Origin of the sequence: Bacillus sp. FJAT-27225, assembly GCF_001685025.1 — a bacterium.
Taxonomy (GTDB): domain Bacteria; phylum Bacillota; class Bacilli; order Bacillales; family Cytobacillaceae; genus Bacillus_D.
Map to the genome: position 1 here is coordinate 585,852 of NZ_MAYU01000001.1, position 14,551 is coordinate 600,402.

A 14,551-nucleotide genomic window follows, 5' to 3' on the forward strand; every position below is an offset into this window, starting at 1 on the left:
TAAACTTTTCCTGCATGTTCTATTGTAACAAATCCTTTTACTCCTGTGAGTGACTTTTATCAGTTCCATAAAAAATAAAGGCAGGTGCATATAGATTCCTTCAGCACTTGCCAAATTATGTTATGAATTTGAGGTTTTCTTTTGTTTCGTTGTACTCCTCGGCGCAGCTTTTCTTGCCGGCTTTTCGGGAAACTCCATTTTCCATGAATAATAGCCCTTTTCCTCGTCCTTTTCGTAACGGAGGATGGCGTCAAATTTTGTGCCTTTCTTGCTCGTCAGCCCTTTGACGTTAGCATAACCATTTTTCAAAATGCTTTTTACCATCGTTACAGTGGGATTCTTTTTTAAAGCCGCAAGGAATTTGTCATTCTTCCAGACAGTGAATTTGCAGCCGCTCTTCCAGTTGCTGCAGCCGAATCCCTTCTGCCCTTCAATAATGCTCCCCTTGCCGCATTCCGGGCACTTGCCAAGGACTTCCTTCGTTTTTCGCTCCCTCTTTACTTCTTGAAGGATTTTCGTCTCGCCCTCTTTGATTTTTTCAACTGATTCAGATGTGAATCCGAAAATTATTTGTAAAAATTCATCCTTCGCGACCCTGCGCTTTTCAATATCAGAAAGCGTCTTTTCAAGCCTGCCAGTAAATTCGAGGTCAAACAGCTCGTGGATCGGGAACGTCTCAACAAGCCTCCTGCCGAGCTCCGTACAGATTAAATTCTTGTTCTGCGCCTCGATATAGCCAATATCCTTCAGCTTCTTAATTGTCTCGGCCCTTGTTGCCGGTGTCCCGATACTGTAGCCTGCCAATATTGCTTCCATCATTTCCGTACTATCTTCTTCCTCATGGCCCTTCCCGCATGTCTCCATGACCCGGAGCAGCGTTTTCTCGGTATGGTGCTTAGGCGGCTTTGTCTGGTGCGTGGTCAAATCGGTCCCGGCAACGGTGACTTGCTCCCCGGTCTCAATATTCGGCAGAAGCGTCTCTTTCGACTCGATTTTTTCAATCTTTTTCCAGCCCTCGACAAGCTCAATCCGGCCTTTTGATAAAAATACGCCGGCCAGAGCCGCACCCGGAACTTCCGTCGTAATTTTCGTTTCCTCATATTCGGCAGCCGGCATGAATTGCATAATAAACCGATTCTTGATTGCATTGTAAACAATCGCCTCATCAGAGGTGAGCGATTTCGGAAGCATATACGTCGGCATGATTGCACTATGGCTTTCAACCCTTGATGAGTCGAAGACACGCTTCGATTTTTTAAAAACGACTTCATCCCGATAAGGCAAGTCTTTCTTTAAGTTGTCCAGCACCTTGGCAGCCTTGCCCGCGAGTGATTCTTCAAGCACCGAGCTCGCAGTCCTCGGGTACGTAATGAATTTCTTTTCATAGAGCGATTGGGCAACTTTCAGGACTTTATCGGCAGTCCAGCCCTTGTACTTACTCGTAATATAGCCCTGGAGGTTGGAAAGATTAAACAAGAACGGAGGAAGCTCCTGCTTTTTCTCGACCTTCTTATCTGTCACAACGCCCTCGTGCCCTGCCAGCGCCGCCACCACTGCCTCAAGTTGGGCTTTGTCCTTGAATTTGTCTTCGTCTTTTTCATTGTAGGTGCCTTCATACTCTTCATTCTTTGAAGTTTTGAAGAGTGCTGTCAGCTTAAAATAGGTCTCCGGGACGAACCGTTCGATCTCCAAATCCCTGTCATAAATAATTTTCAATGTTGGCAGCAATACCCGCCCGATATTGAGAGCCTTCCCTGAACCTTTCTGGTACTTTAGCGTCGCCGCAGACGTCAAGTTAATGCCAATTGTCCAATCCGCCCACTGGCGGCTGACTCCGGCATCCTGCAGCGGCCGTAAATCCGTATTCAGCCGAAGGGAAGCGAGCCCGTTCAAAACTTCCTGAGGTGTCCATTCATTCAGGAGCAGCCGATATACGGGCTTTTTCGTTTTGCTATTGTAAATGATACTGTCTCCAATCAACTGCCCTTCACGGTCATAGTCGCATGCCGAAACAATCCCATCGACATCGGCCCTCTTGATGAGACTGTGAATAATCTTCAGCTGCTTTTTTGCACCAAGGTCTTCTTTGTCACGGTTTCTAGGATCGCTTTTCACCTTATATTTAAACTGTTCGGGAATGAACGGAAAGTTGTCCATTTTCCACTTCGCCATCTTTGTGTCATAATCCTTCGCATCCCAGAGCTGAAGAAGATGCCCGAACGCCCATGTAATAATATAGTCGTCCCCTTCATAAAAACCGTCCTGCTTCCCTTTGATTTTCAGGGCATCGGCAATGTTTTTTGCAACCGACGGCTTTTCGGAGATAATTACTTTTTTCACGTTTTACCCACCATTCCATCTAAACAAGATACCTCCATTTTAGCCTAAAACTGCTGTTTTTTGGTGAAAGGCGTTATTTTTTCAAAAAAAAAAGACGCCTTCCGGCGATTGGGCTAGTCCTCACCATAAGTGAACCATCTGTCCTTTGGTATCACTGCTGTCACCGTTAAAACGAGGGATGGCACCCGCTCCACATCTATAGCCACCGCTCCAAGATTTTTCAAGAAAAGCAGCGCATTTCCTGTTGAGGCAAGTTCACTCACATCTGGCTGGCCAGCTGTAATCGCCTTGCAAATTTCCTCCTTCACAGGCAATGACAAGTTCAACTTCGGCAAAAATCTTAAAATTAGTTCCTCATTCCTTTTGGCGATCCGATACATATTCTCAACCTCCGTTAGTAGAAGGTATGGCTAAAATTCCGCAATTATGAAGATTATTTGTAAACTTGGGAAAATTGGACAAACTTCCAACAAAAGCGCTTTCATTCCTTGACTGACCAGATTTTATGGGGTATAGTAATAGCATCATGGTTCAGACTAAATCAGGACAACCCTGCTTCATCTGCTTCATGATAATATTCAACTTGGGCATCACAGGTGCCTCGAAGGTTTTAGGAGGAAAAGGTTAATATGCAAAACGGTAAAGTTAAATGGTTCAACAACGAAAAAGGCTACGGATTCATTGAAGTCGAAGGCGGCGAGGACGTATTCGTTCATTTTTCAGCAATTCAGGGCGACGGCTTCAAATCCCTTGAAGAAGGACAGGAAGTTTCTTTTGAAATCGTCGAAGGAAACCGTGGTCCACAGGCTGCAAACGTAGTAAAACTATAATTGCGTTTACAAAGTCGATGTTTCAGGCTGGCAGATGCCAGCCTTTTTGTATGCCATTGGCGAGTTCTTGTTTATCATGTGGGTGAAGAGTTACACGCGATACATTTTTTTGCTGCATCCTATTTCCCGGACAGCTGGCTTCCAAGCGACTTTAGCTGTGCACCCACCGTGCACTGGCTGATGCAAAACTTGTGCGACTTCCGTCTCCCGGCATCATTCATGTTCTGTTTTTGTAAAAAACAGCCGTCACAATAGCCCGCCAAAAGAGCGTTAATTTCATTGAATATCAGTTTCCTGTCGATTGTCCTTTTTTCCATCCCCTACCTCCTACAGCAATTGTGTTTTTGCCATGATCTTTTTGCCATCCAGCGCCTGGCTTGCAAGCTTATCTGCTTCCTTGTTTTCATTCCTGGATAGTACTTTATACGAAGGCTTAATCTTTAAGTCCTCCAACTTTTTCTCAATCCGGTCCAGCCATTTATTCAGTACTTCCTCATAACACGGCCATTCGCCTTCGAGCTGTTTCAGTACGCCCTGGGAATCCCCCCGGAATTCGCAAGGCATGCTGCTAATTCCGTATTCCTCCAGAAGCGACAGCGCAAAGTACATTGAAGCGTATTCTGCTTCATTGTTGGTTTCCATTTCTGCAATTTTCTCATTGGCCCGAACCCGGTACTTTTTCTTGCCCTGTTTAAAAAAGACAACCGCTCCAAGGCCCGCCTCATACGTTTCCTTTTGGAAGCCCCCATCAAAATAGACAATCACGTCGTGTGGATCCTCTTCGGTTTCTTCAAGAAGCTTCCGCATTTCTTTAAGCGTCCAGCTAGTGCCCAGTTCGTCTTCAAAGGAAATGTCCACTGCCTTTCCAGTCCGCTCAAGTTCTTCTCCGACTGAAAGCGCTGCTTCCCCCTCCAGCCAGTCAGAGCTGAAATGGACATTGTCGCTGCCTTTCATTTTAAAATCCCATTCTAACCTATATTTCATGATAGTGCCTCCGGTTTTTTTGTAATGCTTTTATTTTTGCCTATTCCTTAAAAATATGGCGCTGTTACGAAAAAATGTATTGATCTTTTTCAGAACCCTATTGGTATCATTTTGCTTTAAATTCCAATAAAAGTGTCGTCAATAGCTTGTGTTGGCATCGTTTCACTCCAAAAACATGCCTGAAATGTCATCAATAACATTTATTGGCAAGGTTTACATGGCTAGTAATATTACGTTTATACACAAACAAAGACGACTAAACCAATTTACAGTAATATTATTAGCCCCTTTATGATAAAATCACTTTAGCACATTAATGGGGGAATCGAGATTGATAGAAGTATACATCGATGGAGCCAGTGCCGGCAATCCCGGACCTAGCGGAGCTGGAATTTTTATAAAAGGGCATGGCGGAGCCGATACATATTCACTTCCGCTTGGAACTTTGTCCAATCATGAAGCGGAATACCATGCGTTTATTAAAGCGCTGGAAATCTGTCTTCAAAAAGGATATAGGACAGTTTCGTTCCGTACTGATTCCGAGCTTGTCAATCGGGCAGTTGAAAAGGAATTCGCTAAAAATAAGGCATACGCTCCATTACTCGAGCGCGCCCTCGAGCTGAGCCGCCAATTTGACCTGTTCTTTATGAAATGGATCCCGAGCAGCGAAAACAAAACAGCCGATGAACTGGCAAGGCAGGCAATTAGGAAGAACAGCCCGGTCAATGGGGAGGAATCGTGATGAACAAACAACTCCTTGCTGACGGTGTTTTAATGCTCGTTGCGTTTATTTGGGGAACCACCTTTGTTCTCGTCCAAAATGCAATTAGTTTTCTCGAACCTTTTTCTTTTAACGGAATCCGTTTCCTTGCAGCAGCTTTTGTATTAGGGGTTTGGCTAATTCTGTTTGAACGCCACCAGCTTAAGCAGCTGAACAAAACGATACTCGCTGCAGGATTTTTACTGGGTATCTTCTTGTTTATTGGCTATGCCGCGCAAACTGCAGGACTTTTGTACACAACCTCGTCAAAGGCTGGATTCATAACCGGGCTGAGCGTTGTGCTGGTCCCATTGTTTTCGTTTCTTTTAATGAAGCAGAAGCCAAGCCGGAATGCCGTCCTTGGTGTCATTATAGCCACAATTGGCCTGTTCATGCTTACAATGGGCGGGGTTTCCGGACTGAATAAAGGCGATGCTCTTGTGTTCATTTGCGCAATCGGATTTGCACTGCAGATTATTCTTACCGGAAAGTACAGCAAAAGCTTCCCTTCTCTTTTGTTGACAGTCATCCAAATAGCAACAGTTGGCATTCTTTCATCTCTTGCTGCTTTCCTTTTTGAAGACTGGGGAAATGCTTTTAACCCAGACATACTGCTTTCCACCGAAGTCATGCTTGCCCTTGTTATCTGCGCTTTATTCGCGACTGCTTTTGCTTTCCTTGTACAGACTGCCTTCCAAAAACATACTTCGCCGACCAGGGTTGCACTGATTTTTGCGATGGAGCCGGTATTTGCCGCAGGAGCAGGCTATTTTTGGGCCAATGAAACGCTGACTGTTTCTGCATTTATCGGTTGTGCACTGATCTTTGCGGGAATGATTTGCTCTGAGCTGCCATCCAGATCATCTGCCAAACTTCAGCCTCAAACAGGCTTGGATTATAGGACAGAAGAGCCGGGCGCGTAATTGCGTCCGGCTCTTTTTCGGGTATTAAGTTGGGCATTAGATCGCCAAAAGCTGCCTGTCCTTTACAAATTTAAGCGCTCCTCTTCGGGTTCTCACATTATTGGCAACAAGTGTTTCCAGAAGCGACACATAGAAGCTTCCCTCAAAACTGAACTGCGCCTTCAGCGTAATTTCAACAGCTGCAATAGCCACTTCATCACTCGCATTGGTATACAATTTGCCAAAGTATATAAATCCGATTGCATCTTCCTGAAGCTGGAAGCCTTTCCCCTGCAAATGCTGCAGATAACTATCAAGCGTCTGCACCTTTACACCCAATCCTTCCTGTCATTACAAGAACTTCTTACTTATAGTGTAAAGTAAAATCAGACATTTTTCTATCGTTTTTTGTCAAAACATGTCCGATGTACCCCATCAGGATTCCCAGAGCAGCACCGCCCAGAACTTCTCCCGGCTTGTGTCCAAGCATTTCCTTCAGCTTCTGCGGGGTTTTTTCTTCAAATTCGACCGTCGCTTCATCATCATGAATTTTATCAACAAGCTCCCCGAGCGAGTTCACCTTCAAGGTCAGCTCCCCGGTTTGTCTCCTGATACCCTGGGCATCGTACATAACGATCAATCCGTAGACAAGCGATAGAGCAAAATCGACGGTTGGGACCCCCCGTTTTAGCGCGATGAAAGTAGTCAAGGATGAGACTCCAGCAGAGTGGGAACTAGGCATCCCGCCTGTCTGGAAAAATAATTCCGGCCGCCATTCTTTCGTTTTTGCATAGTGAATTGGTATTTTCAACCCCTGTGCCATCCCAATGCTCAACAGGGATACAATTACGCCTTTGTTCATTTCACTTCACCTCTCTGCTTGTTTGCAATCATGTTTATCCCAGAATAACGCGCTATAAACCCCCACCTCTTGCCTAGAGGAAAGTCAGAAATAGATTAAGCGGGGGACAACAGCTGCATTAGCCAGTAATACTATCCGCTGCGCCATTATGCGGCTTAATTGAACCAATCGGACTCCTAGCCGCTTAGCCGCCGCACTCTTTGGCGAATTAGCAGCAATAGAACGGGACTAATAATCAGTGAGGGATAAGGAAAAAACCCCCACCAATTGAAGTTTCACTTTATTATTCCCCGCGGAGATACTAAGAAAACAGGAGGTGACAAAATGAGCAAGAATAACTCTAACCGCGGGACTAAAGCCCCAGGCGTAAATCCACAGGGCTTTGGCCAGGATGCGGACTTTACGCCAGCGCCAAAAAGCCAATTGGAAAACAACGCTAAGAAAAGCAATACAAAGCGGTAAGGCTCATGAAAAAAGGAGCCCGTGGATAGGGCTCCTTTCAAAGAAAGAATCATTGACCTAGCTTCCGGCAACTTTTGACAACGGTACATTATACTTATTGCTCAGGGTCGTCAGAACTCTTTTGACAACGGTGCAAACTAATTTTAGGTGTACAGGGTCGGTAAGAACCATTGACGACACTACAAACCGATTTTAGGTGCACGGAGTGTCGTTTTTGATACAAGTCTTCAACGCCCGAAAAGCGTGCGAGAGGCAAAAAACGTCGTTGATACATAGCCATCAACGCCCGAAAAGCGTGCGAGAGGCAAAAAACGTCGTAATTGACATTATTATTACTCATGGGTCATTAAGACTAAGCCGTGAGCCATCTGCAAATCATTTATAATGACCTCAATTTAAGCTTTCCCTAAATCCCCACAGCAAAAAATAGCCACCAAAAAGACCATCCTCATTTATAAGGACGGCCTTAGTTCCAAATTTTTTAAAACACTGGTTCCGGATCAAACGGAATCATCCTGGAGATGCCGCGAATGCCAGTTTCAGTCAGCATCGATTCAACCTTCCCCCTGTCTGGCTTAAACTGAGCGGAGTCGATTTCGCACATGACAGGGACGTTGCAGTCAATCTCGGCGAGCCTTCTGGAAAGATGGAGCATCTCCAGATCCTGCTCGATTTTTGATTTATGTGACTTGGACAGCTTATCCAGGTTTTCAAGAATGCCTTCAACATGGCCATGCTCGAGTAGAAGCTTCAGAGCTGTCTTTTCACCGATTCCCTTAACTCCTGGATAATTATCGCTTGGGTCACCCATCAGCGCCTTCAGGTCAATCATCTGGCGTGGAATCAGCCCACACTCTTCATAAAATGTTTCAGGGGTATGGACAAGGTAATTTCCATAGCCCTTTTTGAGCAAAATAACCGAGACTTGCTCATCCAATAACTGCAAAATATCACGGTCGCCTGTCAAGATTGACACCGGCATCGTACCGCTAAGCTGTCGGGCAATCGTTCCGATGCAGTCGTCCGCTTCGTAGCCCGCCAGGCCAATATTAGGGATATCGAATGCGTCAACTACCTCTTTAGCCAAGTCAAACTGTGGAATAAGTTCAACTGGCGCCTCGCCCCTGTTCGATTTGTAGCCATCAAACAGCTCAGTGCGGAATGTTTTTGAACCCATGTCCCAGCAAACAGCCAAATGAGTAGGCTTAAACTCGGAAACAGCCATAAGCATATGCTTCAAAAAGCCCTGTACCCCGTTGGTCGGCATCCCTTTTGAATTTATCATAAATTGGCCACTAACTGCAGTCGCATAAAATGCCCTGAATAAGAGGGCCATCCCATCGACAAGCATCAACGATTCTTGTTTTTGCAAAATAATTCCCCCATTTTTCCATCAAAGTTATAATAAGTTCAGTCACTACTCATGTAATGAAAAATAAAAAGGCGCAGCAAGCGCCTTTTCTAACATAATCATAGTTTAATTATACCATAGACAAAGTTTATATGGGGGATAATTCGCGATTAAGAAGCAATTTCCTCAAGCTTTATTAACACCGACTCCAGCTTCTCCGCATCTAATCCGCCTCCATATACTTCGAGGAGACTGTTCACATAATCGTTGGCCTGTGCCGATGCTTCCTTGATAGCTGCCCCAAACCATTCTGTAACCAGTTGGCTGCTATATTCCTTCAGCCTTTCTGATTCAACTTGTAGATACGAATCCGCTTCTGCTGACAAAACTGTATATAGTTCATCCTGCATCACTTGCTTGCCATTTTTCTCAAAAAAGTCTTTTGGATTTTTAAACAGCGCCAATTGACGGCTGAACTGGGAAGGGACCGTCGAAACAAACCCTCGCGAAAACTCAATGCCGCCGGGCTCAGGCAGGTTCACCACAGCAAAGGTAAGCCCCTCGCATATCTCTGCCGAATCTTCTTCAAGGCCGGCCAAATAATCGCGAATCACTCTGCCGGTGAATTTTTCAATCCTCAGTCCAGTTGCGCGCAGTTCCTGAGCAAGGTCGTGCCCAAGGCTTACGAGCAGTTCCTCCAGTGAAGCGGTAAGCGCCTGTTTGATGTTCCGGTTAGCGTTAAGTACTGATGGGTTGAACGATTCCCTGAAAAAATCACTAAAGCGCAGGAACACTCGTTGCTTTACATAATAAACGAGCTCCTCGGCCTCTTGAATCACCCTTTGCTCCAGGCCGGCTGATGATTGTTTTTCCAACATCCTGGAAAGTTCCTGCCTGGAATTTTGGAGTTTCGTGATTTTTTCTTTCGCCTCTGTTTTATCAAGTCTGGCCGACTGTACAAGGTTTACGACCATTCCCTTGATCCTCTGAAGTTCTTTTGCAGCTGAAGCCGCGGCCATGCCGGAAAGCCCTTCAGAAATAAATTTGTAAAATTCCTCTTCAAATTGCGGCAATCCGGACATCCGTCCATCCAAATTCTCCTGTTTTTCTTTCAGGCCCAGCAGACTGGAGACAGGATTCAAGTGAGGGTTGCGGATACCGTATTTTTCAAGCTGTCCGCCCACATAGGAAAGAACATGCTGTTTTTCCTCTTCATCTTTTGCCAGGTCGATGGCATTGACAATGAAGAACATTTTATCAAGTTCGAACACTTCCTTTACCCGGCCAAGCTGGATGAGGAATTCACGGTCAGCTTTTGAAAAAGCGTGGTTGTAATAGGTTACAAACAGGATTGCATCAGCGTTTTTGATATAATCAAAAGCTACCCCTGTATGTCTCGCATTAATTGAATCCGCTCCAGGAGTATCGACTAGGCTAATTCCTTTCCTGGTCAGTTCACAATCAAAATAAAGATCAATCCACTCAACAAAGCAGGACTTCTCCTCGCGGGCAACAAAGTCGGTGAACTCTTCGTACCCGGCTGTAAGCTGTTGTCCGAGCTTATCCTTTACTTCGGCAAAACCAGTCCGGAATGCATTCAGGAACGCAAGATTTGCCTTTTCAGCAGCATCTCCGTTAAAAGATACACTTTTCAACTCATCTATTCTCGCCGCTGCTGCCTCCAGATTGTCAACACTGCCTCCATATGATTTCAATGCACGGTTTAAATCATCAAGGAGACTTGCACTTTCTTTGAGCTGAACGACAACGGATCCATGGGGATTGTATTTAGAAACAGGTTTGATCCGGCAAATCGCTGCTGTAGTGGGATTTGGCGAAACCGGCAGGCCGTTCTCGCCGATCAGCGCATTTGCGAATGAAGACTTGCCCGCGCTGAAAGCACCGAATAATGCAACCGTATATGCCCTGCTTTCCAGGCGGGAAGCCCTGTCTTCAAGCTCTTTCGCAAGATGCGCGAAGCCTGGCAGCGGTGCCACGAGCTCCGCCCCCTCTTTTAGTTTCAAAGCAACCGCACCCGCATTTGCTCCCCCTTTGACCGCCTTTTTTACTTCAGACTGGACAGCAGGTTTACTGTTATGCTCAGTATCGGCCGTTACAGGCGTATCCGAGTGAATGATCCTGACATCTTCATCTTGTTTTTCAAAAACTGTACCGGCCCCATCGTATCTGGAAGGATTGCTCAGAAGCTCCGACAGCTCCGACTCGGATACCTTTATCGTTTGATCCAGCAAATCCAGCTTTTGCTTTGCCTTAATCAGTTCGGAGAGCCTTGCCATCTCATATTCAAAGCCGGCAGTTTCCTTTTTTACTTGTTTATCGAGGTTTTCGCGGAATTCCTGTTTAAAACGATGAACAGCATTCCTGGCCGCCTTCTTAATCTCGGACGATACCCCGTCCGTGTAATTTAACAAATAATCACCAGTAACTAGTGCCCCGCTCTTTAACGGTTTTTCAATAGTGTCTTCAGTTACCTCTACCGAAAAATTCCGTGCCAGCGAATAAAGATGTTCATCGCGAATTTCTTTTTCCTTCAGGGTGTTCTGGAGCAATTCGCGCACATGCCAGTCAATTTGCTCTTTCGCCTTCTCGCAAATCTCCTTGAAAAAAGCTTCGTGCCTTGCAGCCTTTTCGGCGATCGTTTTTCCAGTTGAAAAAAACAGTCCGACTTTGAATCCAGGCTGGGTTGATTCCAAAAACGAACGAGCCAGTTCCCTCGTTTCAAACGGCATCAAATAGGCGTTTTCCAGAAGCTTGTTCATTTTTTGGTCTAATTCTTTCAAAGTCTGCTCTGTTTTAGCAGAACTAGCTTCAAGCATGCCTTTGACTAATGAAAATTCTTCTTCAATGCTGTCACTATCGGCAGCAGATGAGAGAATTTCAGCAAGCCTGGAACGTTCTTCTTCCTGGCTTTCGGACAGCTTGTCTAGATGCTGGCGGACAACCTTTTCAATAGAAGCACGCGTTGATTTTTCGAATGCTTGTTCATTTAGCTGGAGCTTGTTGTGGGCAAGCTGCTTTACTTGAGAATACTCATTTCCTGGATGGAGCACATTCTTTAACGACGTATAAAAAATCCCCGCCGGTTGCACGCCCCACGACTGGAACGAAGTCAAGACGCTTTCTTTAAAATCTTCAAAACTCAACTCTTGATTCCGGTGCTTATCGATTTGGTTAACAACCAGGTAAACCTCTTTCCCTGCATCGGTCAGCTCTTTTGTAAAAAGAAAATTCACTTCGGACTGAACATGGTTATAATCCATCACATAGAAAATCAAGTCTGCGAGATGAAGAGCCGACTCAGTCGCTATCCGGTGGGCATCGTCAGCAGAATCAATGCCTGGCGTGTCAAGAATGGCGCCATTAATTGGGAGATTAATTGTCGAGCTGCTTATCTCAATCTGTTCGATTTCATCTCCATCCATCGCATGGCTTTTTACGACATCATAGTCATACGGAGCCATATACATCCAGGGCATGCCAGTTTTAAAATAAACCTTTGCATAATCTTCACCGGTTTTTATTTTGACAAGGTTTGCGCTGGTCGGTATCGGGCTTGAAGGCAAAATATCCGCTCCGGCAAGCCGGTTGATCATCGAAGACTTGCCTGCCGAGAAATGTCCGCAAAACGCAATTACATTTTCCTTCGCTTCATACTTGGTTGAAAGTTGCTTTATTTTTTGGGCATTTTCTATATCACCATGTTCTTTTAAATAAAGGTAAAGTTGTGATAATACCCCTTTAAGCTTAGAAGCTGATTCTTGTTGGTTTTTTGTTTGGACCATGAATTGTTTCCCCTTATTTAAGAATAATCATTTCCCCTACGGCTATTTTAAACGAAAATTCATTCTATTCCCATTAAAACGCAAAAAGCCAGAGGATAATCCCCTGGCTTGATCGAAATAAGGAACCTATTTAACTGTCGGCCTGGCGACATGGCCCAGCACGTACTTCATAATTGTGGCGTAAATGACAACCGTTCCTCCAACGAAAACAAGAGCCATATGTAACACCTTCCTGAATGAGAATGATTTTCAATGTTAAGGAAAGTGTATCATGAATGAGAGACGTTTTCAATAAACCTAGGCTAATTGTCAAACTTCTTTAACATTTTCGGCACGAATCGGCTCATGTCTCCCTTCGCCTGTTCATACTCAGTCAGCTTCCTTAAAGCTTCTTCCTCCGCTGGAATCCTGACTAGCATCATCATAAAGTTTAATGCCGAAAATACGAATGCCGTATAATATGCCTGAAAGATGAGCGGCAAGGTCAATAACTCAAGCGCAACAATCACATAATTTGGGTGGCGGATAAACCGATAAGGCCCTTTTTGAACAACGTCAGCCCCAGGAAGGACGATAATTTTCGTATTCCAATACCTCCCTAGGGAAGTAAGCGCCCAAATCCTGCCAGCCTGGGCTAAAAGAAACACGACTAAGAACAACGGCCAAAGCGGTGACAGCTCCCTCTTAAAAACTAACACTTCGGCTATTAGCGAAAGGAAAAATGCACTATGCATCATTACCATCCATGGATAGTGGCCCTGGCCAAATTCAATCGCCCCTTTTTCCTTCATCCACTTTTCATTCCGTCGCGCGACAGTCAGTTCAAGGAGACGCTGGGCAATGACGATTCCTATAACGACAAGAAAAAGCGTCATTCTTTCCACCTCACCAAAAGAAGCTCAGAACTAAAGCCCGGCCCAAGGGCGGCTGCAAGTCCTAGCTCACCTGCCTTTGGCTGCAATTCCATATGCCTTCTTAATACATAGAGGATAGTGGCTGATGACATATTTCCATATTTCCGGAGGACATCTGCCGAAATTTCCGTCATTGACGCGTCTAGCCCTAATGAAGCAACATATGCATCAAGGACTTTTTTGCCGCCGGGATGGGCGATGAAATGATTTAAGTCCTCCAGACTTACTCCCTGGCCATCCAAAAACTTTGTAACATTCGGCTTAAGCCAGCCCTCAATGATTGTTGGAATGTCACGTGAAAAAATAACATATAGCCCTTCGTTTTTAATATCCCAGCCCATCACATCTAATGAATCTGGCATGAGAGTCGAATGGGTAGCCAGGATTTCCGGAATAGTTCCATTGTTTAAATCCGTAACCTCATCTCCACATATTAACGCGCAGCTGACCCCGTCAGCAAAAAGAGAGGTGCCGATCAGATTGCTTTTGGTACGGTCATTTTTTTGAAAAGTCAAGCTGCATAATTCGACACTTAGGACGAGAATCTTTGATTTTGGAAACGCAAGGCAATATTCATATGCCCTCGACAGTCCCGCAGCACCGCCCGCGCATCCAAGTCCCCAAATCGGGATTCTTTTTGTATGAGGCGAAAAAGGCAGTTTGTTCATAATTCGCGCTTCTATGCTCGGGGTTGCAAGCCCGGTTGACGTTATAAAAAAGATCGCCTCAATTTCATTATATTCCACTGGCCTTTTAAGAAAAGAGGAATTGTCCAGACAGCGGGCAATCGCTTCGCTTCCCAGCTCCACCGCTGATTCAATAAAGGCATCGTTCCGCTCCTCGAACGTGCGGTCCTCCTTGAACCAGTCGATACCTTTGGCAAACCGCCTGCTTTCAATTTGACCATTCTGAAAAGCCTTCAATAATCGCTCAATGTCCTTAAACGATTCAGAGAACATTTCACGTGCAAACTCGGTTGCTGTCTCCTGCTCAACTTTGAATGGTGGCATGGCCTCGGCTACTGATAGGATTGCTGGCATATATCATTCTCCTTAAGGGGCGGTAAGGGTATTTTTGGCTAATAGGAAAGGATATATGTATACTTCCCTGACGCAATAGAAAAACTATGCCACTTATAAATGACAATTACCAGTTCCCCTTAACCTTGCCCCCCGTAATTTATTTCGGGTGAATATAAGCCTATTCCCTATAAATGCAAAAACTATACCAGCATCCTTATGTATGAAAAAATGCTTCCCCGGGGATGGGGAAGCAAACGTTTTGAAGGTATGTTGTTGTGCATTTTTAGTATAAACCGTCTTCCCATTTTGTTCATTACAAAA

General features: G+C 45.0%; 14 protein-coding genes. 4 read left to right on the top strand and 10 right to left on the bottom strand.

The window, feature by feature from the left end:
* Nucleotides 1-120 precede the first annotated feature (120 nt).
* Nucleotides 121-2,340 (bottom strand): type IA DNA topoisomerase, encoded by a 2,220-nt coding sequence (locus A8F94_RS03015; protein ID WP_066195410.1) that lies wholly within the window; start codon nt 2,338-2,340, stop codon nt 121-123.
* Between the two features lie 113 nt (nt 2,341-2,453).
* A complete protein-coding gene (locus tag A8F94_RS03020; RefSeq protein ID WP_066195412.1) occupies nt 2,454-2,720 on the bottom strand; it encodes a hypothetical protein in 267 nt (88 codons plus the stop codon).
* 249 nt (nt 2,721-2,969) lie between these two features.
* Here A8F94_RS03020 and cspD point away from each other — a divergent pair, with 249 nt between their 5' ends.
* Nucleotides 2,970-3,170: a cold-shock protein CspD gene (cspD, locus tag A8F94_RS03025; protein WP_043933662.1), complete on the top strand. Its 201-nt coding sequence runs from the start codon at nt 2,970-2,972 to the stop codon at nt 3,168-3,170.
* Nucleotides 3,171-3,289: 119 nt separating this feature from the next.
* Here the strand turns inward: cspD and A8F94_RS03030 are convergent, their stop codons facing one another.
* Both A8F94_RS03030 and A8F94_RS03035 read right to left on the bottom strand, forming a co-directional pair.
* The gene (locus A8F94_RS03030; protein WP_254660774.1) at nt 3,290-3,487 is read right to left on the bottom strand and encodes a zinc-finger domain-containing protein; all 198 of its coding nucleotides are present in this window, start codon (nt 3,485-3,487) and stop codon (nt 3,290-3,292) included.
* Between the two features lie 10 nt (nt 3,488-3,497).
* Nucleotides 3,498-4,154 carry a reverse transcriptase-like protein gene (locus tag A8F94_RS03035; protein ID WP_066195415.1) on the bottom strand — a complete coding sequence of 219 codons (657 nt, stop codon included), beginning with the start codon at nt 4,152-4,154 and terminating at the stop codon, nt 3,498-3,500.
* Nucleotides 4,155-4,485: 331 nt separating this feature from the next.
* On the opposite strand from A8F94_RS03035, the gene A8F94_RS03040 reads away from it, so the two are divergent.
* Entirely contained in the window at nt 4,486-4,896 is a 411-nt protein-coding gene (locus A8F94_RS03040; protein WP_066195417.1) for a reverse transcriptase-like protein, read from the top strand.
* Entirely contained in the window at nt 4,896-5,837 is a 942-nt protein-coding gene (locus tag A8F94_RS03045) for a DMT family transporter (protein ID WP_066195421.1), read from the top strand. Before A8F94_RS03040 ends, A8F94_RS03045 begins: the two co-directional genes overlap by 1 nt.
* A 36-nt stretch (nt 5,838-5,873) precedes the next feature.
* On the opposite strand, the gene A8F94_RS03050 is transcribed toward A8F94_RS03045, so the two are convergent.
* Both A8F94_RS03050 and A8F94_RS03055 read right to left on the bottom strand, forming a co-directional pair.
* Nucleotides 5,874-6,155, bottom strand: coding sequence for a DUF6123 family protein (locus A8F94_RS03050; RefSeq protein WP_254660775.1), 282 nt, complete (start codon nt 6,153-6,155; stop codon nt 5,874-5,876).
* Between the two features lie 25 nt (nt 6,156-6,180).
* Nucleotides 6,181-6,678 (bottom strand): divergent PAP2 family protein, encoded by a 498-nt coding sequence (locus A8F94_RS03055; RefSeq protein ID WP_066195424.1) that lies wholly within the window; start codon nt 6,676-6,678, stop codon nt 6,181-6,183.
* Nucleotides 6,679-7,002: 324 nt separating this feature from the next.
* On the opposite strand from A8F94_RS03055, the gene sspL reads away from it, so the two are divergent.
* Entirely contained in the window at nt 7,003-7,140 is a 138-nt protein-coding gene (gene sspL / locus A8F94_RS03060; protein WP_043933657.1) for a small, acid-soluble spore protein L, read from the top strand.
* 481 nt (nt 7,141-7,621) lie between these two features.
* Here the strand turns inward: sspL and A8F94_RS03065 are convergent, their stop codons facing one another.
* The 4 genes from A8F94_RS03065 to A8F94_RS03080 all read right to left on the bottom strand — a co-directional run bounded on the left by A8F94_RS03065 (nt 7,622) and on the right by A8F94_RS03080 (nt 14,248).
* Nucleotides 7,622-8,491 (bottom strand): 5'-3' exonuclease, encoded by an 870-nt coding sequence (locus tag A8F94_RS03065; RefSeq protein ID WP_175384359.1) that lies wholly within the window; start codon nt 8,489-8,491, stop codon nt 7,622-7,624.
* A gap of 170 nt (nt 8,492-8,661) precedes the next feature.
* Nucleotides 8,662-12,294 carry a dynamin family protein gene (locus tag A8F94_RS03070; protein ID WP_066195430.1) on the bottom strand — a complete coding sequence of 1,211 codons (3,633 nt, stop codon included), beginning with the start codon at nt 12,292-12,294 and terminating at the stop codon, nt 8,662-8,664.
* Nucleotides 12,295-12,596: 302 nt separating this feature from the next.
* A complete protein-coding gene (locus A8F94_RS03075; protein ID WP_066195433.1) occupies nt 12,597-13,169 on the bottom strand; it encodes an isoprenylcysteine carboxyl methyltransferase family protein in 573 nt (190 codons plus the stop codon).
* On the bottom strand, nt 13,166-14,248 hold the full coding sequence (locus A8F94_RS03080) for a type III polyketide synthase (RefSeq protein ID WP_066195436.1): 1,083 nt from the start codon (nt 14,246-14,248) through the stop codon (nt 13,166-13,168). The genes A8F94_RS03075 and A8F94_RS03080 overlap by 4 nt, the downstream gene beginning before the upstream one ends.
* Nucleotides 14,249-14,551 lie beyond the last annotated feature (303 nt).